This is a genomic window from Blautia sp. DFI.6.71, assembly GCF_020593585.1.
Taxonomy (GTDB): Bacteria; Bacillota; Clostridia; order Lachnospirales; family Lachnospiraceae; genus Blautia_A; species Blautia_A wexlerae.
In genome coordinates, this window is the sequence record NZ_JAJDMJ010000038.1 from 1 (window position 1) to 25,771 (window position 25,771).

28 protein-coding genes and 1 pseudogene are annotated in these 25,771 nt (G+C 40.4%); 3 read left to right on the forward strand and 26 right to left on the reverse strand.

Features of this window, described 5'->3' with window-relative positions:
- Window positions 1-207 precede the first annotated feature (207 nt).
- The 5 genes and pseudogenes from LJE12_RS14145 to LJE12_RS14165 all read right to left on the reverse strand — a co-directional run bounded on the left by LJE12_RS14145 (window position 208) and on the right by LJE12_RS14165 (window position 4,632).
- Window positions 208-1,593, reverse strand: coding sequence for an MATE family efflux transporter (locus LJE12_RS14145; RefSeq protein ID WP_008707449.1), 1,386 nt, complete (start codon window positions 1,591-1,593; stop codon window positions 208-210).
- Window positions 1,594-1,662: 69 nt separating this feature from the next.
- A pseudogene (locus LJE12_RS14150) lies at window positions 1,663-1,851 on the reverse strand (PDDEXK nuclease domain-containing protein); the annotation flags it as partial.
- A gap of 106 nt (window positions 1,852-1,957) precedes the next feature.
- A complete protein-coding gene (locus tag LJE12_RS14155; protein ID WP_008707445.1) occupies window positions 1,958-2,605 on the reverse strand; it encodes a GNAT family N-acetyltransferase in 648 nt (215 codons plus the stop codon).
- A gap of 271 nt (window positions 2,606-2,876) precedes the next feature.
- On the reverse strand, window positions 2,877-3,242 hold the full coding sequence (locus LJE12_RS14160; protein ID WP_008707444.1) for a hypothetical protein: 366 nt from the start codon (window positions 3,240-3,242) through the stop codon (window positions 2,877-2,879).
- Between the two features lie 136 nt (window positions 3,243-3,378).
- Entirely contained in the window at window positions 3,379-4,632 is a 1,254-nt protein-coding gene (locus LJE12_RS14165; RefSeq protein WP_008707443.1) for an ATP-binding protein, read from the reverse strand.
- A 161-nt stretch (window positions 4,633-4,793) separates the two neighbouring features.
- On the opposite strand from LJE12_RS14165, the gene LJE12_RS21130 reads away from it, so the two are divergent.
- On the forward strand, window positions 4,794-5,003 hold the full coding sequence (locus LJE12_RS21130; protein ID WP_226825017.1) for a MerR family transcriptional regulator: 210 nt from the start codon (window positions 4,794-4,796) through the stop codon (window positions 5,001-5,003).
- A 440-nt stretch (window positions 5,004-5,443) separates the two neighbouring features.
- Here the strand turns inward: LJE12_RS21130 and LJE12_RS14175 are convergent, their stop codons facing one another.
- From LJE12_RS14175 to LJE12_RS14205, 7 genes are all read right to left on the reverse strand, one after another.
- On the reverse strand, window positions 5,444-6,766 hold the full coding sequence (locus LJE12_RS14175; protein ID WP_008707440.1) for an ATP-binding protein: 1,323 nt from the start codon (window positions 6,764-6,766) through the stop codon (window positions 5,444-5,446).
- A 380-nt stretch (window positions 6,767-7,146) separates the two neighbouring features.
- Complete coding sequence (locus LJE12_RS21135) at window positions 7,147-7,434, reverse strand: hypothetical protein (protein ID WP_008707439.1); 288 nt, start codon at window positions 7,432-7,434, stop codon at window positions 7,147-7,149.
- A gap of 464 nt (window positions 7,435-7,898) precedes the next feature.
- Complete coding sequence (locus LJE12_RS14185) at window positions 7,899-8,672, reverse strand: YibE/F family protein (RefSeq protein ID WP_227226611.1); 774 nt, start codon at window positions 8,670-8,672, stop codon at window positions 7,899-7,901.
- Window positions 8,669-9,769, reverse strand: coding sequence for a YibE/F family protein (locus LJE12_RS14190; protein WP_008707436.1), 1,101 nt, complete (start codon window positions 9,767-9,769; stop codon window positions 8,669-8,671). Before LJE12_RS14190 ends, LJE12_RS14185 begins: the two co-directional genes overlap by 4 nt.
- Before the next feature lie 101 nt (window positions 9,770-9,870).
- A complete protein-coding gene (locus LJE12_RS14195; protein WP_008707435.1) occupies window positions 9,871-10,851 on the reverse strand; it encodes a tRNA dihydrouridine synthase in 981 nt (326 codons plus the stop codon).
- Window positions 10,852-11,099: 248 nt separating this feature from the next.
- Entirely contained in the window at window positions 11,100-11,765 is a 666-nt protein-coding gene (locus tag LJE12_RS14200) for an HD domain-containing protein (protein WP_008707434.1), read from the reverse strand.
- Window positions 11,766-11,775: 10 nt separating this feature from the next.
- On the reverse strand, window positions 11,776-11,916 hold the full coding sequence (locus LJE12_RS14205) for a hypothetical protein (RefSeq protein WP_161276387.1): 141 nt from the start codon (window positions 11,914-11,916) through the stop codon (window positions 11,776-11,778).
- Between the two features lie 172 nt (window positions 11,917-12,088).
- On the opposite strand from LJE12_RS14205, the gene sigK reads away from it, so the two are divergent.
- Window positions 12,089-12,718 carry an RNA polymerase sporulation sigma factor SigK gene (gene sigK / locus LJE12_RS14210; protein ID WP_022381225.1) on the forward strand — a complete coding sequence of 210 codons (630 nt, stop codon included), beginning with the start codon at window positions 12,089-12,091 and terminating at the stop codon, window positions 12,716-12,718.
- 38 nt (window positions 12,719-12,756) lie between these two features.
- On the opposite strand, the gene LJE12_RS14215 is transcribed toward sigK, so the two are convergent.
- The 9 genes from LJE12_RS14215 to mtaB all read right to left on the reverse strand — a co-directional run bounded on the left by LJE12_RS14215 (window position 12,757) and on the right by mtaB (window position 19,964).
- On the reverse strand, window positions 12,757-13,980 hold the full coding sequence (locus tag LJE12_RS14215) for a peptidase U32 family protein (protein WP_227226612.1): 1,224 nt from the start codon (window positions 13,978-13,980) through the stop codon (window positions 12,757-12,759).
- Window positions 13,981-13,985: 5 nt separating this feature from the next.
- Window positions 13,986-14,630, reverse strand: coding sequence for an O-methyltransferase (locus LJE12_RS14220; protein ID WP_227226613.1), 645 nt, complete (start codon window positions 14,628-14,630; stop codon window positions 13,986-13,988).
- Complete coding sequence (locus tag LJE12_RS14225; protein ID WP_008707419.1) at window positions 14,627-15,031, reverse strand: endolytic transglycosylase MltG; 405 nt, start codon at window positions 15,029-15,031, stop codon at window positions 14,627-14,629. Before LJE12_RS14225 ends, LJE12_RS14220 begins: the two co-directional genes overlap by 4 nt.
- An 89-nt stretch (window positions 15,032-15,120) precedes the next feature.
- Entirely contained in the window at window positions 15,121-15,465 is a 345-nt protein-coding gene (locus LJE12_RS14230) for a YlbF family regulator (RefSeq protein ID WP_022381223.1), read from the reverse strand.
- Between the two features lies 1 nt (window position 15,466).
- Entirely contained in the window at window positions 15,467-17,215 is a 1,749-nt protein-coding gene (locus tag LJE12_RS14235; protein WP_008707417.1) for a ribonuclease J, read from the reverse strand.
- A gap of 163 nt (window positions 17,216-17,378) precedes the next feature.
- Complete coding sequence (locus LJE12_RS14240) at window positions 17,379-17,636, reverse strand: DUF1292 domain-containing protein (protein ID WP_008707416.1); 258 nt, start codon at window positions 17,634-17,636, stop codon at window positions 17,379-17,381.
- A gap of 12 nt (window positions 17,637-17,648) precedes the next feature.
- Window positions 17,649-18,071, reverse strand: coding sequence for a Holliday junction resolvase RuvX (gene ruvX / locus LJE12_RS14245; RefSeq protein WP_022381220.1), 423 nt, complete (start codon window positions 18,069-18,071; stop codon window positions 17,649-17,651).
- A 1-nt stretch (window position 18,072) separates the two neighbouring features.
- Window positions 18,073-18,345: an IreB family regulatory phosphoprotein gene (locus LJE12_RS14250; RefSeq protein WP_020994102.1), complete on the reverse strand. Its 273-nt coding sequence runs from the start codon at window positions 18,343-18,345 to the stop codon at window positions 18,073-18,075.
- Window positions 18,346-18,632: 287 nt separating this feature from the next.
- The gene (mtaB, locus tag LJE12_RS14255; protein ID WP_118338575.1) at window positions 18,633-19,964 is read right to left on the reverse strand and encodes a tRNA (N(6)-L-threonylcarbamoyladenosine(37)-C(2))-methylthiotransferase MtaB; all 1,332 of its coding nucleotides are present in this window, start codon (window positions 19,962-19,964) and stop codon (window positions 18,633-18,635) included.
- A gap of 317 nt (window positions 19,965-20,281) precedes the next feature.
- Between mtaB and LJE12_RS14260 the strand changes: the two genes are divergently transcribed.
- Window positions 20,282-20,518, forward strand: coding sequence for an HPr family phosphocarrier protein (locus LJE12_RS14260; protein WP_008707401.1), 237 nt, complete (start codon window positions 20,282-20,284; stop codon window positions 20,516-20,518).
- A gap of 116 nt (window positions 20,519-20,634) precedes the next feature.
- Here the strand turns inward: LJE12_RS14260 and thiI are convergent, their stop codons facing one another.
- From thiI to LJE12_RS14285, 5 genes are all read right to left on the reverse strand, one after another.
- A complete protein-coding gene (gene thiI / locus LJE12_RS14265; RefSeq protein WP_055052522.1) occupies window positions 20,635-21,816 on the reverse strand; it encodes a tRNA uracil 4-sulfurtransferase ThiI in 1,182 nt (393 codons plus the stop codon).
- A gap of 185 nt (window positions 21,817-22,001) precedes the next feature.
- Window positions 22,002-23,156 (reverse strand): cysteine desulfurase family protein, encoded by a 1,155-nt coding sequence (locus tag LJE12_RS14270; protein WP_055052523.1) that lies wholly within the window; start codon window positions 23,154-23,156, stop codon window positions 22,002-22,004.
- A 21-nt stretch (window positions 23,157-23,177) separates the two neighbouring features.
- Window positions 23,178-23,924: a 16S rRNA (uracil(1498)-N(3))-methyltransferase gene (locus LJE12_RS14275; RefSeq protein ID WP_055052524.1), complete on the reverse strand. Its 747-nt coding sequence runs from the start codon at window positions 23,922-23,924 to the stop codon at window positions 23,178-23,180.
- 4 nt (window positions 23,925-23,928) lie between these two features.
- Window positions 23,929-24,882 (reverse strand): 50S ribosomal protein L11 methyltransferase, encoded by a 954-nt coding sequence (gene prmA, locus LJE12_RS14280; protein WP_022381215.1) that lies wholly within the window; start codon window positions 24,880-24,882, stop codon window positions 23,929-23,931.
- 117 nt (window positions 24,883-24,999) lie between these two features.
- Window positions 25,000-25,713, reverse strand: coding sequence for a phosphatase PAP2 family protein (locus LJE12_RS14285; RefSeq protein ID WP_227226614.1), 714 nt, complete (start codon window positions 25,711-25,713; stop codon window positions 25,000-25,002).
- Window positions 25,714-25,771 lie beyond the last annotated feature (58 nt).

The following is a 25,771-nucleotide window of genomic DNA, read 5'->3' on the forward strand; positions in this document are numbered from 1 at the left end:
CAGTCCTTTTTTGATCTTTTACCTTATCGACTGATTCTATTATACCATGAATCGCGTTGCAGAACAAGTGTTCTTTTCTGTTTTTTTGCAATTCATCTCCCACCTATAGGACGCCACTGAAAAACTGTTTTTGCATACTATATATAGTGCCTTAATATTGACTGATGTACTTTATTTTGTGTTGATTTATACGAAAAAAGGACTTTTTCAGTGGCCTTCTATAGAGGAAGGAGAATTCTTGCTATATATTATGTTAAAACTTACAACAAAAAACAGAGTTTCTGCAAGTCCTGTAATTCCCCATGAGAAGATATACAAAAGATACAGTGATGAAATCGTCTGGAAATGTGCAAATACTGTATAAATCCAGACAATACGAAATACGCAGGAGCCCAGGATAACGATAATGGTAGGCGGAATACTTTTTCCGATACCTCGGGATGCGGCGATACTGCCGTCCATAAAACAGCTGAATGCATAGCTGAATGCCATAATACGAATCCTCTGCATACCAGCATCAATAACTGTTGGTTCCGTAGCGAACAGAGAAAGAAACTGTGGGCCAAACACAAGGAGTAGTCCACCCAGGATTGCACCGAAAATGAAGGCATATGTAAGGCTGACTCTATAAGATTTCAGCATTCGTTTTTTATTACCGGCACCCCAGTTCTGACCGATAAAGCTTGCACATGCAGTATAAAAAGAAAACATGACATTATAGATCAGGGAGTCAGCATTTGCGGCAGCTGCATTTCCGGAAACCATCACTGCATCAAAAGAGTTGACACCAGTCTGCACAAACAGGTTTGCAATAGCAAAGATTCCGTTCTGAAGACCTGTAGGGATACCAAGCATGAGAACTGCTTTGCAGGCCTTGGGGTGCAGGCAGATCTTACGCAGAGATACTTTGCAATCATCGGTTCTTCTGAGGAGATGGATCATCACCAGAGAAGCAGAGATATACAGAGAAATTGCGCTGGCTGTTGCAACGCCTGCGGCTGCCATATGACAGACAATAACAAAAAACAGATTCAGAAGAACGTTGACCACACCTGCGATGGAAAGGTAGATCAATGGTCGTTTCGTATCGCCTATGGCACTTAATACGCCGTTTCCGAAATTGTATATGGCCATTGCAGGCATTCCCAGGGAATAGATCTTCATATATAAAATAGCCTGATCAATAAGTTCCGGCTTCGTGTTCATCATGGACAGCATCCGCCCGGAAAACAGAAGACAGATGGCGCAGACGAGCAGGCCTGTGATTGCGCACAAAAGAAGAGAAGTATGGATTGTTTCTTCTGTGCCTTTTTTATTACCGGCACCCAGTTCGTGAGCTACGCGGACATTGACACCGGCACCCATTCCGATAAGGATTCCGGTAAACAGAGTAACCAGCAAAGTTGTGGAGCCGACGGCACCTAGTGCCATATAATCTGCAAACCGTCCAACAACGGCAACATCGCTTAAGTTAAAAAGAACCTCCAGTACCTGTGATCCCATAAGAGGAAGGCTGAAGAGAAGTATATTTTTCCAGAGAGATCCTGTGGTCATCTCAATGGAATGATATTTCTTTTTTTCATTTTCACACATAAAATCACCTCATAAAAATTACTTCATCCAAATTATACAATACTCTGTTGAAAAATGTTTGTCTGGAAGTTATTCATTTAATTCAACTTCAATTTCTTCAATGGTAGGCATACTACCTCTGAACTCTTCTGGTATAAGTTTTGATAATTCATAACCGGAAATACCGAGTGGCTGGCTAGTAGATTCTAATGCATACTGGGTTTCTACTTTATCCATATCTTTACAAATCAAAAGTCCCAATGTAGGATTATCAGCTTCTTATATTCATTATCAGCCTTAATCAACTCACTCATATATAATCCTTTCTAATGTGTCAGTTCGACAATTTCCGATTAGTAAATACTTTTCATTTCATATGTAACTGCTACTCCACCAGTACATATTCGTAAAATACGAATTCTGTTTCTCCGGTACTTTCATAGTACTCCTGTGCTGTTCCGCAATTAACAAAGCCGTATTTTTCATACAATTTCTGTGCTGGCACATTAGTTCCAATCGCGTCCAGCCGCACTGCCTTTTTCTTTTTGTCTGCAGCCAGCTTGATGATTTCATCAAGTGCTACTGTTGCCGCTCCATCTCCCTGATATTCAGGTAAAATCATCAACAGATGAACCACCGCTGCATCCTGATCATCAGCCTTAACTTTCCAGTGAATCTTTCTATATTCTTTTGACTGCGCATTCGTCACCGCTACTGCACCAATCACATCCGTATCCTTCAAAATCAAGTACATTTCACCTTTTACAATATAAGAATTCCAATCGTCATCATTTGGATATATATTCTTTTTCCACTGCAGAATCTGACCATATTTCGGAGAGCTGTCCAAAAGTCTCCAGTACAGTGCCCTGATCTGGTCAAGATCTTTTATAGATACTTTTTTTAATCTAAGATTTTTCATTATTGCTTTCTCCTCACCTTCTTGCCTTTCGGACAAGAAGCATTTCTCGCTATCGATATAGTCAAGATATTTCTTATCCTGTTTCCATTCCAACGCTCTCGTTCTTTCCATATGTTTTTCTCAATTATATCAGAAAAACAAAGAGTTCTCAATCTGACCAAAATCGTTTTATCTACAAAAGGTAACATCCTGTTTCCTGACCGATATCTTGAAGGACAAGTCCTGATAAACCAGTAAAAATCAAATTTTCAAAACCTCTGTAAGATCAGTAAAGCCGATGCAGGATTCCCAAAGTCTCACATCGGCTTTTTACTTCAGTTTCTTTTCCCTGTGATTTTTTCTGCCTCTAAAACATATCATTACTCCATAACAAGGAAATCTATTATACATTATTTTTTAAGTTCATAAAGAAAATTGCTATTTTATCCAACTTTCCTTCATTATATTCTGCAAAATCCAAATAATATTTTGGAATACTTACAGCCTGAATTTCTTTTTTATATAACCATTGTCTTGTTTTGGCTTCCGGAGCAAAAATAACTGCTTGATTTTCACTGAAAAAAATCTCATTATAAGTACATGCTGAACGGTCCAAAACACATTTCCAATCCATATTCTCATCCTGAAAATATCGATTTAGTTGATTCAAAAATTTCTTTGCTTTTTGCATATAAATGACATTTATAATTGGATTATAATGTTCTCCCTCTATTACAGGAATTTCCCATACTAAACAACACGTTTTCATTTACAGACCCTCTTTACAAAATGCATAACTCCTCAATTTCCTAATCAATAAAACTTGAAGTTTGTTTTCCATAAGCTTTACTCCAACTCTCAATTTTTCAGCATTTTAAAGATTCTTTTCTTATCTATAACCAATGTCAGAACTCTAAACTATCTGCATTCAAAAGGAAATACTTCATTCCCATGATGACAAATCCCTCGTCATTTCTCCAAGGTTTCTTGCTGCCATTTACAATGACCATCTTTTTGAAAGAGTCTGGAATATTACGCAAAGAGTTGAACTCCTGAGTCTGCTTTTCTTCCGAAGTCATGTCATATGCAACCTGAATATAGTACCTCTGATTACCTTGGTTAACCACAAAGTCAACTTCCAACTGCTTACGGATACGCTTACCCTCTTTATCTTTATCAAAGATCTGCACAACGCCCACGTCAACATTGTAGCCACGGATCAGCAGCTCGTTATAAACAATGTTCTCCATGATATGAGTAGGCTCCTGCTGTCTAAAATTCAAGCGAGCATTTCTCAGTCCCAGATCAGTGAAATAGTATTTCAGATTTGCACCGATATATTTTCGTCCCTTAATGTCGTAACGGCTTGCCTTGGAAATCAAAAACGCATCTGCCAAATAGTCAATATGGTTTGAGATAGTTTTATTGGTATAAGTCATCTGACGCTGACTGGCAAAGGTATTCGCAATCTTTGAAGGGTTGGTCGGTGCGCCGATTGCAGATGCAAGCACATCAACCAGAATACCAATTTCATCCACATTTTGAATTTTATTTCTTTCTATAACATCCTTCAGATAAACATTAGCAAAAATGTTCTTCAGATAGTCTGCTTTCTGTCGTTCACTCTGGAAACCAACAACCTGCGGCAATCCTCCGTAGATCATGTAGTCATCCCAGGCATCATCATAATCACCGTCATAGACAGAATAAAACTCAGCAAAGGAGAGAGGATAGATTCTGATTTCATCACCTCTGCCACGGAACTCGGTCACAATGTCACTGGACAGGAACCTGGAATTACTTCCGGTGACATACACATCAATGTTGCTCATGCGTAGCAAACTGTTCAGAACTTCCTCAAATCGGGGCATGAACTGTACTTCATCCAGAAGAAGATAATACTTCCCATCATCTTTCACAGCATCCTTGATATACTTAAAACACATCTTGGGATCTCTTAATTCCTCATTCTCTATACCGTCCAATGCAATTTCAATAATATGATCAGAGCCAATGCCATTCTCCAGTAAATATCTCTTAAAGATGGTAAACAGCAAAAAGGATTTTCCGCATCTACGAATGCCGGTGATTACCTTTATCATTCCATTATCTTTTCGCTCAATCAACTGCTGCAGGTAAGCGTCTCTTTTAATCTCCATCATCACTCTCCCCGTTTCTGTGCATCTGCACTTTTTTTAGTAATGATATTCTATCATAAAACAAGATACGTTTCAATATTCATTCCTATTTTATGTGTATATGCATATTTTTATGTAATGTACTAATACAAATATAAGTCGCCTTAGCTGCCTTAGCGTTTGTGATCCTTCCATTGCAGGCCATTGTAGGCTTTTTCCCTAATCCGGAACGTAAGGGAAACATCCATTATTTCAGCGATAATGAATTGGAAGTGCTTCGTATTATTGAATGCCTGAAGAAATCAGGGCTTGGGATCAAAGATATAAAGCAATTTTTTATCTGGGTATCTGAAGGCAACTCCAGCTATGAAAAAAAGAAAAGAATTATTTGAAGCCCGAAAATCAGCCGTTGAAACTGAAATCCAAGAACTTCAAAAAAACTCTCTCCCTTTTAAAATCCAAATGCTGGTATTATGAAACAGCAATGAAAGATGATAAGATGCTATAAATGCCATGTTACCTGACAAGCTTCCAGAAAATATACAAAAACTATATGGCAAGAAGCATTCCTCGCTATCGATATAGTCAAGTCAAAGAAAACAATATTCTGATTTACTCATTTAATAACTGTTATATTTTGATGGAAATTTACAGATGTGGGTAAATGCAGAAGATTCACTTGAACTTTAATTCTTCCAGTACCGTAGGCAAAGTTGTGCTGAATATAATCTCCTGCAAGCAATTCTTTAGCAGTATCGATATCTCCAGTTGCAAAAGTATCTATCAATGCAAGAGCTTTTTCGGTCTGGGTCTGTTCCGTTTTTGTCTACAGTTATTCTGATACTTTATCAAAGAAAGCGATCATATAGAGCGGTAATGTGATTATTCCCTCTTCGCTGGTTCCTACATTCCCATCTATGAATTTATATCCATAGCTTATATCTTTATTATTTTTCATGATCGACTTTAGTGAATTTGCACGTGTATTTCCACTCTTGACCTCAATAGGAACTACTTTTCCATCTTTTTGAATGATTACATCAATTTCTTTTTTCGTTGTCTCATTTTTATAGAAATATAACTGATATCCCTTCTTATAAAGAGCATCTGCTACAGCACATTCAAATATTCCTCCTTTGGAATTTCCTGCTAAGGTATTTTCTATAATATGCTGCTTCAAGGAAAAATCTTTCATCGCCATCAACAGAGACAAGTCCGTTGTATAAGCTCTGAAAAAATCATCTCTTGCATAATCATCCAGATCAAATCTTATATCTGTTACAAGTTTACACAAATACAACATATCTGCACGAAGTAACCACTCGATACTAGAAAAATACTTCTGTGCCCTGCCTCCATGCTCAACTTCTTTATATTGAAATTTATGATTCTCTTTATCCAATAACTGTTTCGCAAGAGAAAGGTAGCACTTCTCCGCTTTTACTTTTTCTTCAGCTGTAGCATAATGGGCTATATCATACTGATATCCCTGTAACAGACTTCTCTGAATCCGGTCAACCTCCCTGAAGTCTTTTGTATCTATATACTTCTGAACTGCTTCCGGCATACCCCCTATAGCGACATACTGCCTAAAATATTTCATCATCTGAGAATGAATTGCCTCTGGAATAGCAGCTTTTGAACCAAGATATCCACAGAGATTCATTATCATATCCTCAGAGATTCCCATTCCCCAAAGAAACTCCTCAAAATCTATTCCATACATTTTCAGATAATCAACATACCCAACAGGGTAAGAAGAAGCACGTTTATAATCAATTCCTAAAAGTGATCCTGATGCAATAACATCAAATCTATTATCTAATGCCCAAAACTTAAGAGAAGTTATTGCTTCCTGACACTCCTGGATCTCATCCAGAAAAATCATAGTCTTTCCTGGAATAATCTTCTTTTCAGGAAAACGAAACCGCATAGCCATAACCATATTATCTACTGTTAGATCACCGGAAAAAATATCCATCGCAGAAGGTATCTGTTTAAAATTAATTTCAACAATTTCTTCATAGTTCTCTTCTGCAAATCTTTCAACTATATATGTTTTTCCTGTTTGTCTGGCTCCCTGAATTACAAGACATTTTTTGTTTTTTGAATCTACCCATTTTTTTATGTAATGCGTCACTTTTCTTTTTAACATAAAACACCTCCTGTTACCAAACAATATTTTTATCAAGAACAACTTTGTAACATTTTTAATTACTATTTTTCTTTTATTGTCAACATTTTAGAAAGCAAAAATATCTGTATGTCAACATTTTAGAAAGTAAAAATGTCCATTTGTCAACATTTTAGAATATTATATCATTGATCAGGATATATTAAAAGACTTTTTTCTATCAAAAGCCCTCATAATTGCAGCCTCCAATGTTCTCAAGGTACCGGCATTGTAACGCTCTTAATTATAAATATATGTATTTAATAATGAAAAATTCTGAAATCACTGATGAATATGATTCAAATCTTGCTGCAATCTGCCACAACGGCACTTTTGTCGGAACGCAAAAAGATAGCGTTGTTTCATTCAAGAGTATCCCATAAGCTTATATGAGTCCGGTAATTCTTTCCTGCGATCCTGTATTCTTCCAGATGTTCTACAAAACCATCCATATCACCAAGTGATCTTTCAATAATATCCTCACCCAGACCGGCCGATATAATGTAGTAAACTTCTTTTTTACCAAAATGCTGCCAGATAAGCATGAGACAATCACCGCCTACTTTTACTGCAAAATCATACATAGGATAAAAGCTGGCCATAACGTTCAGTTTTTTTGTCAGAAGAAGCATTCTCTGTTTCTGCTGCATATGCAAGATTCAGTGCTCCAAAGCTGAGAGCTGTTGCCGCTGCAAGTGCTGTTATGGTAAATAATTTTTTTCATAATAAAGTCCTTTCTGCACACCCCGATGTGCCTGAAAATCTTTTTAGTGGGCGATCTGATCCATTTAATATAAGTGCAAACTGTTTGCGTTTATCAAAATAGCACTCAACAACTGTCTACCGCTATCTGGATAAGCTTTGCGCGGAACACGTTGTAATTAAATACCCAGATCTGAATTCTGACAAAGCAATGTTTCAGTTCGCAGGAGAAGAAAAAAAAATGTACAGACCACCTGCATCTGAAATATATCAGATGCGGCAAGGTTGTACATCTTGACTGTAACTTTATGGATGAATTAAAAGAGCATCTGTTCCGGAATCATGGATTCCGTCTGCAGTGCAGCGGAGATATGCTTCATGGAATCTGCAAAGACTGTGAAAACAAATCCGATCAGCTGTGATCTGTTTCAGTTGCAGCATGATGAATCTGGCGAATCACACATCTGATTGATACCGGTACTGTAAAAAGGCAGGCAATCGCCCCAGACAGCATGATTGCAACATCCTGAAAAAGAAATTTGGAATTGAGAATAATTTCCAGGTTATATTGCTGTGTCTGAACATAGGCAAATAACAGAATAGAGCCTCCAAGATAAGCAAAAAGCAGCGTATTTACAGTTGTTCCTGTAATTTCTTTTCCAACCTGATAGCCGGAAGAAGTAAGTTCTTTCGCTGTCAGGCTGTTTTTATGTGTCCAGACTTCATATACAGAAGAAGTTACAGATAAAGCAGTATCAATAACCGCTCCAAGAGTACTGAAAACAGTTACAAAAACTGCCACATGAAGCATATTAATATGGATATCCGTACTGTAATAATACATAAAATCATCTTCTGAAAGCTGAAGCTCATTCAGTCCGTAGCTTCCTGATCTCCATATAATAAGATAAATCGGAATAAATAAAAGCAGCATCACAAGCAAGGTAGCCAGAAAAGCCGCCCGTGTCTTTGGATTGTTTCCATTCTGGTAGAACAGGGAATTATAGCAGACTCCTGCCCCTGCAGCCAATATCAGAAGCAGAGCCGGGAAACCAATGGACATCAGAAGAATCGAAATAAACAGAATTACAATATTACCGGCCAGTGTCATAAGAGAAACTGCTCCGCGCTCCCCACCAATCAGAATCATTAAAATAATCAACACCAGTGCAAGAAAAATTATCATTTTTTGTCGCTCCTTTTCAGAGATGGTAGTTTCATGATAATAGAAGAAATAAAAACAGATACAGGGATTGCCAGTACAATTCCTATACTTTCAATAAGAAAACGACAGATATCATATGGAATATGATATCGTATGATCGTTATAAATCTGATCTCATTGTTCATTTTCAGGATAAACATAGGAATCATGCCGCTTGCCAGGACAAAAAGCAGCACATTTATCATGGTTCCCATAATGTCATATCCGATTTCCCGTCCTGAATGTATTAATTTTCTCAGAGAAACATCTGGATTTTTCCGGACAATTTCCCCTGTTGCAGCACTAATAGTTACAGCTACATCCATGATAGCTCCAAGTCCTGTCAGCATAATATCTGTCCAGAATATATCAGCGGAATTACTCATACTCCCCAGATATTCCAGATTAGAATAATCCAGATCTCCAAAAAACTGAATAGAAAATTCAAATAATGCCATGATCAGAAACAGTACGCATATGGTTGAAATAACAGAAGCCCATGTTTTTCTGTGGATTCCATTCAGACAGATCAGAGTTGTTATCGAAAATAGAAAAGCAATTACATTGCAGATATTTAAGATATTTTCCCCTTTCATAAAAGCCTGAAATCCAAACGCGAATATAATTGTGTTCAATATCAGCGATATGATCGTATAGAATCCCTGTTTTCCTGTAATACAGATCAGAAGAAAAAACAGACCACCTGCCAGCAATGCCAGATAACCATCACGCTTTATGGAACGTATGGATTTCCCTGGATTTTCCCTTGAACCGCTTAAAAGGACCGTGTCTCCTTTGTGATATTTCTGATTCTGAACCTGAGACGATGTATATTCATTAGAAATAGCAATCTCTTCCCCTTTATGGGTACCGTTTAATATACGCGCTGTAATTTTCTGAGTATAATAATACTCTTCTGCATCCCTGGTTCCTTTTCTGCTCATTGTTTCCTTTTCTGTTACTGAAGATATCTTCGCCAGAGGCGTATGATAAAACCTGGCGTTAAAGCAGGTAAATATAACACAGATAATATAGATGCCTGCTAAGAAATATTTCATCTGAAATACATGAGATTTCATAGGATTCTTTTTTCTCCTTCTTAATAAAAAATATTGCAGCCTTAAAGATACTAATCAGTTACTTTCTATCGAAATACTGTGAGTTCTATATCTTTCAGCTGTTATAATAATCCAGTATTTTTTTCCATATCCCCATCTTCCACTTCTCCAATTAACTGTTCACAGCCAAATAATTCTCTGACTGCATTTTCATATACCACACATTTCTCAGCCTTCTTAATCTTTTTGGCATATTTTTTATTGTTTGTAAACATAGGTGCCAGATAAGACCATAATTCTTTCATACGGAACAGGATATTTCTGTCTCCGGACAGGTCTTCACAATATTCATTATACATCATATCATGAAATCTGCGGATTTCTTCCTTTGACGCAGGTGCACCGCCACGGATCTCTCTGGCAAGTGCAGGATTCTTCAGTGTTCCTCTGCCTGTCATAATGCAGTCCAGGGTCGGAAACATGTCCTGTAATCTGGTACAGTCCTTTGCTGTGACGATATCTCCGTTATAGCAAACCGGGCTCTTGGCCCGCTCCACCGCCTCCCCAAATGTTTCCAGACGTGGCGTATTTTTGTAATAGTCTTTCTGCACTCTTGCGTGAACAATTAACTCTTCCAGTGGATATTTATTATAAATCGTCAGCAGATCTTCAAATTCTTCCGGATCATCCATACCCAATCGAGTCTTGATGGAAATCTTCATATCACATTTACGGAAAATCTCATCCAGGAATTTGTCCAGTTCATCCGGTCTGTCCAGAAATCCCGCACCTCTGCCTTTTGTCACAACAGTCTTTGACGGACAGCCAAGGTTCAGATTCACTTCATTATAACCGTATTCCTGCAGTGTTTCCGCTGTCTGGATAAAATCCTCTGCATTCTTTGTCAAAATCTGGGGAACAGCATACATCCCCTCATTATTCTCAGGCATAATGTCTTTCTTTTCTCTGGTGCTGAGATGTCCTTTCTGGTTTGGAAGAATAAAAGGAATAAAATACTTGTCAAAACCTCCAAAGCACTGGTAAAGTGCCCTTCTGTATGTATATCCTGTGATTCCCTCAAGGGGGGCTAAATATATTTTCATGTGCTTCTCCTGTTGTATTGTATTCAAGCGGATAAAATCATCCGCTTCGCTACGTAGTTCTACACCGAATAACTGCTCTGCAGTTTATTCGGTTAAATTCTTCCTCCATTATACTGTAGTCATTCTGATTTCTCAATGCAGATTTGAAATATCCGCTGCAAAATCAACTATAGCAATCCAAAAAAGAGATACCTTTTTTTCAAGCATCTCTTCCAATAAATTTCTCTATTCTTTTTATTATAGCAATTCTACAAAACCTTTCGGCCATTTACTGTCAGTTTAAAAGTTGTTCCAAGTATTTCCGCAGCTTTCCTGCAAAGCATCATACGCTCAAGGAAAATCTCAAAATAATCATACATGGAACAGATTTTTTCATCAATCTGTAGGTTCAGTGCAATGACAGATTTGTCTTCAGCGATTTTCAGCTTGGCGTCTGTAACTGCATAATTTACCCTGTCATGGATATCGTAAGCGGATTGTTCTTTCTGGCGCACACGGCTTCTTCTTACATCTGTTTTATCTGCAATAATAAGTGCCGCTGAAACCACATCCTCAGGGCTTCCTGTTGATTCGTCATGATTACCGATGGCTGCTATTACAGTTATCCTGTCTTCCAGAGACATATCTGTTTCTTTCAGTAAATCATTTGCAAGCAGTGCACCATATTCTGCATGATGGGTTCTGTTAATGGCATTTCCAATATCATGCATATAGCCGGCAATCTTTGCAAGTTCAATTTCATGTTCTGAATATCCCAGCCGTTTCAGTATCTTTCCAGCCTGATGTGCAACCTGTACGCAGTGTGCCTTTGAATGATCTGTAAAACCCAGCTGTCCCAGATTTGCATTTCCTTTCTGCAGATATGCATTAATTTCTTTGTTATTTGCTATTTCCTTGTATTTCAAATATTTCACTCCCTTTGGCTCAAAGCCTTTTTATTGCATACGGTGCCTGAATCAGTACATTTGTATCTATTACATAGGTTTTTATCATATATCTGACTGCTCCTTTTCTCTGATCTTTCAATTCGGTCTGCGCAGCCTGTCCATCAGCATCGAAAATCATATCCTTGTTCATCACCAGCTTTATTAAGCATAGCAGAGGAAAAGACACTCTGCCATCACACAATTGTACAGAACAGGTAAAATAATTGTAAAAAGGCTCAAAATTTTCTGGAAAAGCACCAACACCCTGTCCCGGACATAAACTATATAGAAATCCCCTTCGAGGTAGCGATTTGAAGGCCTTTCAAAAACCTTTGTCCATATCCCAGGAAAAATATTATCTTCAAAAATATCAGGAGGGTGATTCTCAGGCAAAGAATATCCTGATCGAGCATAATCTGCGGCTGGTAGCACATGTGGTCAAAAAATATCAGGGAACCGGTGAGGATACAGATGATCTGATCTCTATTGGAACCATCGGACTGATCAAGGCTGTCACAACCTTTAATCCCCAGAAGGCTTCCCGGTTATCCACCTATGCTGCCAGATGTATAGAAAATGAACTGCTGATGTATTTCCGCGCTAAGAAAAAACATTCAAAAGAAGTGTCCCTATATGAACCCATAGGAACAGATAAAGAAGGAAATGAGATTAATCTGTTAGATGTGATCGAGAGTGCACCTGTAGATATTGTAGAAGACTGCTATATCCGCGAAAATACCGACTATCTTCTACGCTCTCTGAAAAAAGTCCTGTCAGATAAAGAATATCAGGTGATCTGCTGCAGATACGGGCTCTTTGGCATGGAGGAAGAGACTCAGCGGGAAATCGCCCGAAAACTGTGTATCAGCCGCTCTTATGTCTCCAGAATCGAAAAAACTGCTCTGCAAAAGCTTCGCGGACTTTTCCCGCAAATGCAGTAAACGCAGCCAACGTTAAATTTGTTGGCTGCGTTTACTAATCACTCTGCTCTTCTTAACAGATCATAAACCTGGATTTCGGTTCCCAGGTCGATAAACAGCTTCTGCTGTGCATGAGGCGCACTCTCCATGGAATTACCTTCCTCATCATAAATTCCCTTCACAGTGACAGCTACATTCTGTCCGTCCGGTTTCATAATTTCAATTGTCTCACCTACAGAGAATTTATTTCTCTGAGTGATCTGCGCATAACCCCGTTCATCCACTGCCTCAGCAAATCCCAGATACGTATATTCCTTCTGATAAGTATTATTATCATAAATCTGTGTATTCTCATCCGGTTTTCCATAGAAGAATCCGGTTGTAAACTGTCTGTAGGTACAGTTGGAAATCTGTTCCTGGTACCATGGCATATTTGCCTGATATTTCTCAGGGCTCTCCATATAGTCGTCTATTGCCTTGCGGTAAGTTCTGGCAACTGTTGCGACATAGAGAGCGGTTTTCATACGGCCTTCTATCTTCAGACTGTCGATTCCGCTGTTAATGATATCGTCCATATGCTCGATCATGCAGAGATCCTTGGAATTAAAGATATAGGTTCCTCTTTCATTTTCAAATACCGGCATATATTCTCCCGGACGTTTCTCCTCAACAATTGAATATTTCCAGCGGCAGGGATGGGTACAGGCTCCCTGGTTGGCATCACGTCCTGCCAGATAATTACTGAGCAGACATCTTCCGGAATAGGAAATGCACATCGCACCATGAATGAATGTTTCAATCTCCATATCCTCCGGAATATGCTCTCTGATCTCTTTAATCTCCGCAAGCGAAAGCTCTCTGGCTGTTACCACACGCTTTGCTCCCAGATTATACCAGAAACGATATGTCTCATAGTTAGTATTGTTTGCCTGTGTACTGATATGGCGTTCGATTTCCGGGCATATTTCCTTTGCATACATATAGATTCCCGGATCTGCAATGATCAGTGCATCCGGCTTCAGTTCTTTCAGTTCTGTCAGATATTCCCTCACACCCGGCAGATCATAATTATGGGCCAGAATATTTACAGTCACATAAACTTTCACTCCATGTTCATGGGCAAAAGTGATTCCTTCCTTCATATCTTCATGGGAAAAGTTCTTTGCTTTGGCACGAAGTCCAAAGGCTTCTCCACCGATATATACTGCATCTGCTCCGAAAATAACAGCAATCTTCAACACCTCAAGACTGCTAGCCGGAACCAGCAATTCTATTTTTCTCATATTGTTCACTCCTGTTTCACACTGACTGTAACTCCGTCTCCCAGGGGAATGATCGAAGTTATCAGGGATGGATTATGTTTCAGTTCATACAGATACTCACGCATTCTCTTATATATGGTTCTGTTTCTGCGCTCTACCAGATAATGGGACTCTATGATATCTCCCTCCTGAAGCACATTGTCAGAGATGAGAACACCGCCATTTTTCATAAGACGCATCACATCCGGCAGCCAGTTGATATACTGTCCCTTTGCAGCATCCATAAAAATCATGTCAAACGAATCTTCCAGTTCTTTTAATATCTGTCCTGCGTCTCCCTCAAGCAGAGTAATCTGCGCTTCCCGTCCGGCTCTCCTGAAATTCTCTTTTGCGATGGGGATTCTCTTCTCATAATTCTCGATCGTTACGATTTCAAGATCCTCCGGACCATATTCACACATAAGAAGTGTGGAGAAGCCAATGGCTGTCCCCACCTCCAGAATACGCTTCGGCCGGCTTACAGCCAGAAACATTTTTATAAAGCTCTGCATTTCTCTCCGGATGATCGGCACCCGTTCCCTGATGGCATACTGCTCCAATTCTTCAAGAAACGGTGTATTTCCCATATCCAGTGAATTAATATAGGTACGCATCCGCTCGTCAACTATCACGAATCACTTACCCCTTCCTGTTCATCATCACCTGCCAGAATTCCCATGATACGATTAGGTGTATATGCTGTACTTAACAGATACGTTCCGGCCTGAAGCTTTCCATGATAAGTGGACAGTCTCTCCTGAACATAAAATACCGTTGCACTCTTGACCAGACCTTTTTTCTGAAGAGTTTTGGCAATCTTGTACAAGGAAGTATCTTCCTTGATCACCACTGTAACTTCCTGTCCTTCTCCGGGACTCATGGCCTGCTGATTAAAGACATCATGTCCAAACTGATAAGAAGCCTTTCCTACCCAGAAAAGTAAAACTATCACACATATATAAAGTACGATCTTAAAAAACGTTCCTGCAACAACAACACCTGCTGCACCTGCACGTTCTCTGGTATCACTCATAAGCTATTTCCTTTCTGTATGTCAGGCGGATAAAGTCATCCGCTCAGTTATCTGCTCACAGCAGGATAACTGTTTTACAGTTTATCTGCTCACATTCCCGGGACCTCTATATCAATACCTTCTCCCAGTTTTATACAGATTCTCTGCATCATTTTACACAAAGCAAGCTCCGCATCCAGATACGCATTCACTTCCGGGTGTCTGCGCAGCTCTGCGGATTCTTTTCCCATCTGCTCTACAACTTCAAACAGATTATCGGAATCACATTCATTCTGGACTTTATAATTATCTGCCCTGAATGTATCCACACGTGCCTTCAGTTCGGGCTTCTTTTTCAGGATATCACTCTGCTTCTGAAATTCCAGATATTCAGGGCTCTCCTTTATAGCCTCCAGAAGCCCTTTAATACTTTCCTCTATTGTATTTGGTTCCATTTTATGCCTCCATGATAATAGGCAGGATCATAGGACTTCTCTTGGTACGTTTCCATAAAAATTCACTGAGCGCATCCTTCACAACTGTCTTGATCTTGCCCCAGTCCGTAATATTACGTTCCAGACAGGAATCCAGTGCATTCTCTACCACTTCTCTTGCACCATCCATCAGATCCTCAGATTCCCTCACATATACGAAGCCTCTGGAAACAATGTCCGGTCCTGCAAGAATCACATTGCTGTGGCGTTCCAACGTAACCACAACGATCATAATTCCATCTTCTGCAAGATGCTGACGGTCACGAAGAACGATATTTCCTACATCTCCTACACCAAGTCCGTCTACCAGGATTGCTCCTGTGTGTACAGTGCCTGTTACTTGTGCACTCTGGCTGTCAAGCTCCAGAATATTTCCGGATGCAAGGACAAAGATATTCTCTTTGGGGATTCCAAGTTCCTCAACTACATTTTTCTGTGCAGTCAGATGTCTGTATTCACCATGAACAGGGATTGCATATTTCGGTTTTACCAGAGAATAGATCAGCTTGATTTCTTCCTGGCAGGCATGTCCGGAAACATGGACATCCTGGAAAATAACCTTCGCACCCTTCATGGAAAGCTCATTGATAACCTTGGATACCGCTTTCTCATTTCCCGGAATCGGATTGGAACTGAAAATAATAGTATCATTCGGTTTGATCACTATTTTCTTATGGATGTTTGCAGCCATACGGGAAAGAGCTGCCATGGATTCACCCTGGCTTCCTGTTGTGATCAGCACTACCTGTTCATCCGGGTAATTCTTAACCTGATCGATCTCAATCAGAGTCTGATCCGGAATGCGAAGGTATCCAAGCTCTGCTGCAGTTGTGATAACATTTACCATACTGCGGCCCTCTACTGCAACCTTGCGTCCGAAACGATAAGCTGTGTTAATGATCTGCTGTACGCGGTCTACATTGGATGCAAAAGTGGCAATAATGATTCTGTTTGTCTTATATTCATTGAAAAGATTATCAAACACATGTCCCACAGAACGTTCAGACATGGTAAATCCGGTTCTCTCTGCATTAGTACTGTCACACATCAGTGCCAGTACTCCCTTTCTTCCAATCTCTGCAAAACGCTGCAGATCAATGGCATCTCCGAATACAGGAGTATAATCTACTTTAAAGTCGCCGGTATGCACTACGATGCCTGCCGGAGAATAGATCGCAAGTGCAGATGCATCCTGGATACTATGGTTTGTCTTGATAAATTCAATTGAAAAATCACCAAGATTAATGACCTGTCCATGCCTTACTTCCTTTAACTTGGTAGTATTGGTCATATTATGCTCTTTCAGCTTATTTGCAATAAGAGCAATGGTCAGCTTCGTGGAATAAACAGGGACATTTACATCTTTGAGTACATACGGCAGCGCACCGATATGGTCCTCATGTCCATGAGTGATCACAAAGCCTTTTACTTTGGAAATATTCTCTTTTAAATAGGTGACGTCCGGAATGACAAGGTCAATTCCGAGCATATCATCTTCCGGGAAAGCAAGACCGCAGTCTACCACAACAATGCTGTCTTCATATTCAAATGCTGTGATATTCATTCCAATCTGTTCCAGACCACCCAGAGGAATGATCTTTAATTTAGATGTTGGTTTCTTCGGTCTGCGGGAAGAATTCTTTATCGCAGCCTTAAATGGTACCTGTATTCCGTTCTTCTCTTTATCTGCCGGAGCCTTGCGGTCCTGCATTGGTTTTCTTCCATAAGAGTTTCTGTGCTGTGGTTTATATTTATAATTCTTCGGTCTGTTGTATGGCCTCTTCTGACCATGTCCGAACTGTCCGTCATGATTTTCACGCGCTTCATTATTAAACTGGTTGTTATTTTCGTTACTCAAGTACTACACCTCCATGCTACATTTCAAGGTCTACGTCATCTAACATTTGTTCAAATACTTTAAAAACAGCCTGCATCTCATCCTCGTCCTCGACCATTTCATAGCAGGCTTCCTGACTGTCATCCTCTGACACGTCTTTAAAAATATAGGCTGTCGCCTCATCATCCTGAGAATCAGATACCAGAAGATATGCAACTCCTCCGATCCTGGTCTGCTCCTCTACATAAAACTCCGCTTCTGTTCCGTCCTCAAGCTGAAATTTAATTTTCTCCATCTTATTAATCTCCTAACAGGACAGGGAATCCAGATATCCCTGCAAAATAAAAACAGCAGCCAGCTGATCCAGATACTGCTTGCGGTTCTCTCTGCGCACACTGGCTTCCATTAAAGTACGATTGGCTTCTACTGTTGTCAGACGCTCGTCCCACATGATCACTTCAAGACCTGTACGTCTCTCCAGCATTTCTTTAAATTCCAGTGATTTTTGGGCACGTTCTCCAATCGTATTGTTCATGTTCTTCGGATATCCAAGCACGATCTTCTCCACGTGATATTCCGAAACAAGTTCTTCAATACGGGCAAGTGTCTGGCGCAGGTGGTTCTCCTGTTTACGCCAGATCGTCTCTACACCCTGAGCGGTGATCCCCAGCGGATCACTAATGGCTGCACCGACTGTTTTTGATCCATAATCTAATCCCAGAATCCTCATATCAGCGTTCCCAGGATTTGTTTTTAATATACTCGTTTAAAAGTTCCTCTACCAGTTCGTCGCGCTCTACTTTCATGATCATGCTTCTTGCGCCCTTGTGACTGGTAATATAAGTAGGATCTCCGGACATAATATATCCAACGATCTGATTGACCGGATTGTATCCTTTCTCATCCATTGCTGTGTAAACGAGATCCAGAACTTCTTTTACCTGAAGCTCCTGGTCTGGTTTTGTTCTGAAATATTGGGTATTACCCAGATTGTTCTCTGCCATTTTATTCACGTCCTTACCTGATTTATTGTCGCAAAGCCTTCGGAATTATTGTCTCAGCGGTTATTGCACCATCTTTAATAATTTTTCACTTTGCTATGTATTGCAGATTTCGTAATATAACTGTTCAGTGCAAAATTGTCATTACTGAATAGTTATTTCGTATACAATACACATATTTTCTTCTATATTTTAATATAATTTCACGTATTGTGCAACCGCAAATTTATTGATGATTATTCGTTACTGTTCACACACCACTATTCCGCTGAGAATGAAGTGAACTGTAACTATTCAACTCCCAGAACCTCACCTGTTAATGTATGTTCTTCCAGGAATTCTTCAGCTTTTACAGTAATGATGTCATTCACACTGTAGTTGTCCTGTTTTTTCACTGCTGTTTTAATATATTCCATACTGTGACCGATATACCACTGCTCTCCGTTAATCTCTACTTCTTCCTCAAGAAGTATTTTCAGTTCACCGCCGAGCATGGATTTCTCATATTCTTTCGCATGCTGTTCATTTAAAGCAAGCATCTTGTCACTTCTGACCGCTTTCTGTGCTTCAGTGAGCTGTCCGGACATGGCTGCAGCCTTTGTTCCATGGCGGCGGGAATATTTGAAAATATGAGTTTCATAAAAATGAATACTCTCTACGAAATCATAGGAATCCTGAAAATCTTCTTCCGTTTCCATCGGAAAACCAACGATCACATCTGTGGTAAGTGCAGGATTTCCCAGATATTTTCTCAGAAGCCCGCATTTCTCTGCATATTCTGCGCTTCTGTATCTGCGATTCATTCGCTCCAATGTGGTATCACATCCGCTCTGCAGGGACAGATGGAAATGCGGACACATTTTCGGCAATGCGGCAATGCTCTGCACAAATTCTTCTGTGATGATTCCCGGTTCCAGGGAGCCCAGACGGATTCGTTCGATTCCTTCTACCTCATGTACTGCCCGGATCAGGGAAAGCAGTGTTTCTTTCTCTTCTGCCGGGAAATCTACACCATAAGAGCTTAAATGAATTCCTGTCAGAACGACTTCCTTGTATCCTTTTGCTGCAAGTGCATGAACCTCATCCATTACATGCGCGATCTTACGGCTTCTGACACGACCTCTTGCATAAGGAATGATACAGTAAGTACAGAATTGATTACAGCCGTCCTGAACTTTGATATATGCGCGTACATGCTCTGCTGTATGATCAATTGCCAGTTCTTCATATTCTTTTGTCTGGTTGATCTTGAGCACATGTTTCTGTTTGGTGTGCTGTTGCTCATATTCCTCGAGTACCTGGACAATATTTCCCTTCTGATTGTTTCCAAGGATCAGGTCTACAGCCTCATCTTTATCCAGTTTCCCTTCATCTGTCTGTACATAACATCCGGCTGCGATCACGATAGCATCCGGGTTCATTTTCTTTGCTTTGTGCAGCATCTGTCTGGATTTACGGTCTGCAATGTTGGTTACTGTACAGGTATTAATTAAATATACATCAGCCCCCGGTTCAAAAGGTACGATCTCGTAGCCCGCTTCTTCCAGAAGCTGCTGCATGGCTTCTACTTCATAGGCGTTTACTTTACATCCTAAGTTGTGAAGTGCAACTTTTTTTCCCATTCTTTCCTCCTAATTGATTTTTCTGTTTTTATAATTCTATACCTGCATACTCATTTTCTGTAGTCTGGACTTTGTATACATGCTGACATTTCGAAAACTTATATGCTTACAGAATAGATTTTGTTTTCGCTCTAGTTATTGTTCATTTTCTACAAAACAGTCTGATATTTTAGCACTGTTCTACATTTTCACTAAATCTTTCTGGAAATTTTATCCGTTTTCACCTTGACTTTTATGGTCTCTGCCGTTAAGATGAAAATTGTAAGCTGACAGACAATCAGGTCAGCAAATAACTATTATTAAGGGAGGTTCTCATAATGAAAACAGTTAAAATTTCACTGAACTCTATCGATAAAGTGAAAGCGTTCGTTAATGAAATCAGCAAATTCGACTGCGATTTCGATTTAGTATCCGGAAGATATGTAATCGACGCAAAATCTATCATGGGTATTTTCAGCCTTGATTTATCCAAACCAATCGATTTAAACATCCACGCTGATGGCGCTGCTCTTGATACCGTTATGGCAATCGTAGGCAAATACGTTACAGAATAATTTTTTCGCAGTCATTGAGGAACTGTTTACCAGTTCCTCTTTTTTTTGTATACCAGAGTTTCAAGTTCAAACATAAGGAAGTAGCGTCAGCAGATTCCGAATGTTTGTAATCGATATTAATCAATCTCAATAATCTCAACAGTCTCCAGCGCTGTCTTCATGAGTTCGTCAATTTTTTCTTCCAGTTTTGTTTCAGAACGGTGGATCACGTTCAGGTTTGGTTTGGTAACCGGATGTTTTGCCACGAAAATAGTACAACAGTCTTCGAATGGCTGGATGGATGTTTCATAGGTTCCGATTTCCCAGGATCTTTCTACGATTTCCTGTTTGTCGAATCCGATAACCGGACGGTATACAGGGAGTGTGCAGACTTCGTTTGTTGCTGCAAGGCTCTGCAGGGTCTGGCTGGCAACCTGGCCGATGCTTTCTCCTGTGATCAGGCCGAGGCATCTGCTTTCTTTTGCAAAATGCTCTGCAATACGCATCATGTAACGGCGCATGATGATTGTCAGCTCATCGTGCGGACACTGATCGTAGATGTAGAGCTGGATATCTGTGAAGTTTACCACATGGAGGCGAATCGGTCCACTGTATTTTGCTACCTGTTTTGCCAGGTCTACAACTTTCTGTTTTGCTCTTTCGCTTGTGTATGGCGGAGCGTGGAAGTATACAGCGTCAATCTTAACGCCACGTTTTGCGATCATGTAACCTGCTACCGGGCTGTCGATTCCGCCAGAAAGGAGAAGCATAGCTTTTCCGTTTGTGCCGATTGGCATTCCACCTGCGCCTTTGATGGTCTGGGAATATACATAGATCTTGTCTCGGATTTCTACGGAAAGAGTCAGGTCCGGTTCATGTACATCTACGCTTGCATCCGGAAACTCATCCAGGATACGACCGCCGAGTTCTGCACTAACTTCCATGGATGTGATCGGATAAGATTTCTTTGCTCTTCTTGTATATACTTTGAAACTTCCGTCGTAGTTCGGATGGCAGTTCTTCATGTAGGAAACTACGTCCTTTGCCATCTGCTCGAATCCCTGATCTTCGTAGATCACTACAGGGCAGATTCCAACAATACCGAATACATGCTGCAAGGCTTCTACAGTTTCATCATAGTCATACTGCTCCGGGCAGAATACATAGATTCTTCCCTGTTCTTTCTTTACTTCAAACTCACCTTCTACTTTGGAAAGGGCGATGTTCATCTGCTTTACAAGGGCATCTTCGAAGATGTATCTGTTCTTGCCCTTGATGGCGATTTCTGCGTATTTTATTAAAAATGCGTGGAATATCATTTGTTTCTCCTTCTCTTATTTTGCTTATAATAAATTGTTTTATATAATATTAGAATTAATATTTTTCTGGATTTAATATCTGTAATTTTCAAATAGAATTCATATAAGTGCTATTAACAACCTTTTCAAATATTCCTGAGCTTATCTCAGGTTCCATTCCAAATATCACTTATAACTATTATTTGTTATCTGCGTGCATAGCGTTTCAGCATCGGCAGTACTTCATTCAGAACTTCCAGGCAGTAGTCAACTTCTTCGAATGTATTCTCCTCTGAGAAGCTGATACGTACAGTGTTCTCGATCTGTGCATTGCTCATTCCCATTGCTGAAAGTGTTGCACTTGGTTTTCTCTTGTGACTGGAGCATGCGCTTCCTGCTGATACATAAATATTTCTATCCTCTAATGTGTGAAGCAGTACCTCGCTTCTGATTCCCAGAAAGCTGACGCTTAAGATATGCGGTGCGCCTTCTCTGACAGGCATTCCGTTGATTACTACATCGTCAATCTTAGAAAGTCCTTCTGCCATGCGTTCTTTGAGCTGGTAAAGATGCTCTACTTTCTCGTCAAAGTTCTGGTACATCATCTTCGCTGCAACGCCAAGTCCTGCGATTCCCGGTACGTTGTCTGTTCCAGAACGCATGCCGTTCTGCTGGCCGCCGCCGAGAATGAGAGGCTGTACTTTTGCCTTGCTGTTGATGTACAGGAATCCAACTCCTTTTGGTCCATGGATCTTATGTGAGCTGACAGACAGAAGATGGATATTCCATTTCTTCGGATAAATACGATATTTACCGAATGCCTGGATCGCATCTACATGATACAGCGCCTTCGGACACTTCTCCTGGATCATTGCACCGATTTTCTCTACAGGCATAACCGCACCGGTCTCATTATTTACCATCATTGTAGATACGAGAATGGTATCCGGCCTTAATGCTTTCTCCAATGCGTCAAGTTTTACTACTCCATGCCCGTCTACAGGAAGAATGGTCACTTCAAATCCCTGTTCCTGCAGAAAAGCTACCGGCTGGCTGACTGCAGCATGCTCTACTGCAGTTGTGATAATGTGATTACCGCTTCGTTTGTTGGCAAGCGCACCACCGATCAGAGCCAGGTTGTTTGACTCTGTTCCGCCGGAAGTGAACAGGATTTCTTTTTCTGTTACTTTCAGTATCTGTGCCAAAGTTCTGGCAGATTCTTTGACATACCCTTCTGCGTCTACACCTTTCTGGTGCATGGCAGATGGGTTTCCGAAATCTTCCATCATTGTTTTTACCACGATGTCCTTTACTTCTTCAAAGCAGCGGGTCGTGGCTGAATTATCAAAATATGCTTCCATTTTTGTTCTCTCTTGTTTCTATTATTCATTTTCCAACTGGAACATCAGAACTGAAAGAATCGCAAGTCCTGCTGTCTCAGTTCTGAGGATTCGTCTTCCAAGTGTAATCGCATGGGCACCTGCTTCCAGTGCCTTTGCTACCTCTTCTTCCTCGAATCCACCCTCCGGTCCGATAAAGATACCGACAGACTGTCCAGGCTTAATCTCGCTGAGGATTTCTCTGGTTTCTTTCATTCCTTTGGCAAGTTCGTACGGGATCAGTTTTACATCTAACTGTTTCGCAAATTCCAGTGCCTGTTTGTAGGTCATTACTTCATGGATCTCCGGGATCAGCATTCGCTTGGACTGCTTTGCTGCACTCTCTGCGATCTGCTGCCAGCGAACCACCTTCTTTGCTGCCTTCTTAACATCCAGTTTCACCACACATCGCTTTGTCTCTACCGGGATTATAGAAAAAGCTCCCAACTCTACTGCTTTCTGGATGATCAGTTCCATCTTGTCTGCTTTCGGCAGTCCCTGGAAAAGATAAATTTTATTTGGCAGCTCATATTCCGGCTCCTGTGCATAGAGGATATGCAGCAGAACCTCATCCTCTCCCAGTTCTTCAATCTGGCAGTGGTATTCTTTATCTCCTCCGTCACTGATCCACACATCCTCCCCACATTTCATGCGGAGAACGTTTTTAATATGATTTACATCCGTCCCATTGATGTGGATACGGTGTGCCTCTTCCTCAATCTGATAAGGCTCCACAAAAAAACGCTGCATAGGATCAGTCCTTTCTTGCTGTTACGGAAACCCACTCGCCCTGATGTGTCACTTCTACGACCGTCAGGCCTGCTGCTTTTACTGCCTCCACTACAACTTCTTCTTTCACATCAAGAATACCGGAAGTAATGTAGTAAGCGCCTTTTTTCATCTGGTTTACAATTACTGGTGTCAGAGGGATCAGAACATCTGCAAGGATATTTGCTGTTACAATATCATATTTTTCATATCCTGCCTGATCCTGAATCGCTTTATCGTCAATGATGTTTCCGATGACCATATCAAAAGTTTCATCCACGATCTGGTTTGCTTCTTTATTCTCTGCAACTGCAGGAACTGCACATGGATCAAGGTCTGTTCCCAGTACATGTTTCGCACCAAGTTTCAGGGCAACGATACCAAGGATACCGCTTCCGGTTCCTACGTCAAGCATCTCTGTATCCGGTGTTACATATTTCTTTAACTGGCGAATCACAAGCTGAGTAGTCTCATGCATACCTGTACCGAAGGCTGTACCCGGATCAATGTGGAGGATCATCTTGTCTTTATCCTCTGCTTTTACTTCTTCCCATGACGGTACGATAAGGATATCATCTACATAGAACTGGTGGAAATACTGTTTCCAGTTATTAATCCAGTCCTTGTCCTCTGTCTGAGATTCTTCAATGGTAGCTTCCCCGATGTCCATAAAATTCTTCAGGTCATCTAATGCTTCACGAACATCTTTCAGGATTGCTTCTTTGTCTGCATCTTCTTCCAGATAAAAATTCAGATAGGCAATGCCGTCATCTGCTGGTCCTTCCGGCATAATATCTACAAACATCTGAGCCTTGTCTTCCTCAGTCAGAGGCTGTTTGTCCTGAATTTCCACGCCTTCAATGCCGACTTCTGCAAGTGTGCTGATAACGATATCTTCTGCTTCTGTTTTCGTTTTTACTGTAAAACGGTTCCACTTCATGTAATTGTCTCCATTTCTTTATGTTATATAATTAACTATTATCATCCAAAAATATGTCTGACCCATTCTCTGTTACTCTGCAGCTATTCCCATAATGCAGCATCTCACCACATCCAGTCAATTCTTATTTACCCACCGACTGCATGCTTCACTTATTTTTTCAAAAAAATGTCTGAATATCTCGTGGCGGTTTCCTTTGCTGTAAAATCTCCACGCCAATTCTACCAGTGCAACTCCGGCAATGGCATCCACCAGATAATGCTGTTTAAGCACCTGGGTAGAAATAATGATCAGTATTGCAAAAATCAGTGAAAAATGCTGATACCATTTTGGAATATTCTCTGATTTACTGACTCCGCGCCAGCTCAGCCAGCTTACATAACAATGGATTGACGGAAATAAGTTAGACGGACTGTTTCCACCATCCATGAGATAAACAAACTTAAGCATCTGCTGGGACCATGTAGTTCCTGCAATCTCAGGTCTGACATTGGTAGTTGGCAAAACCAGAAAAATAATAAAACATGTAATATGAACAGTCAGATCAGTTGCCACAAACCGATAAAATCCATCTTTTCCTCTCTGTGCAGTCAGAATATAATTCACTGCCCAAAAAGGAAATGCCAGAATATAAATCCAGATAAACTGTGGTATTAACGGCACTGCCCTGTCCAGTGACATGGTAAAATCAAAATGATATCTGTCTGCTGTCAGTACTCCGCTTCCCCAGTAAATAAGACAGTTTAATACAAAAATGCTTATCAGCGGCAAAATTACCCATACAGGGAGATACTTCTCCCGAAAAGCTGCGATCTTCTCTGTTTTTGTCAAATATCTCTCCATTTCTCAGGAAACTTTTATTCCTGTCTGTTCATCTGATTTTTACCGT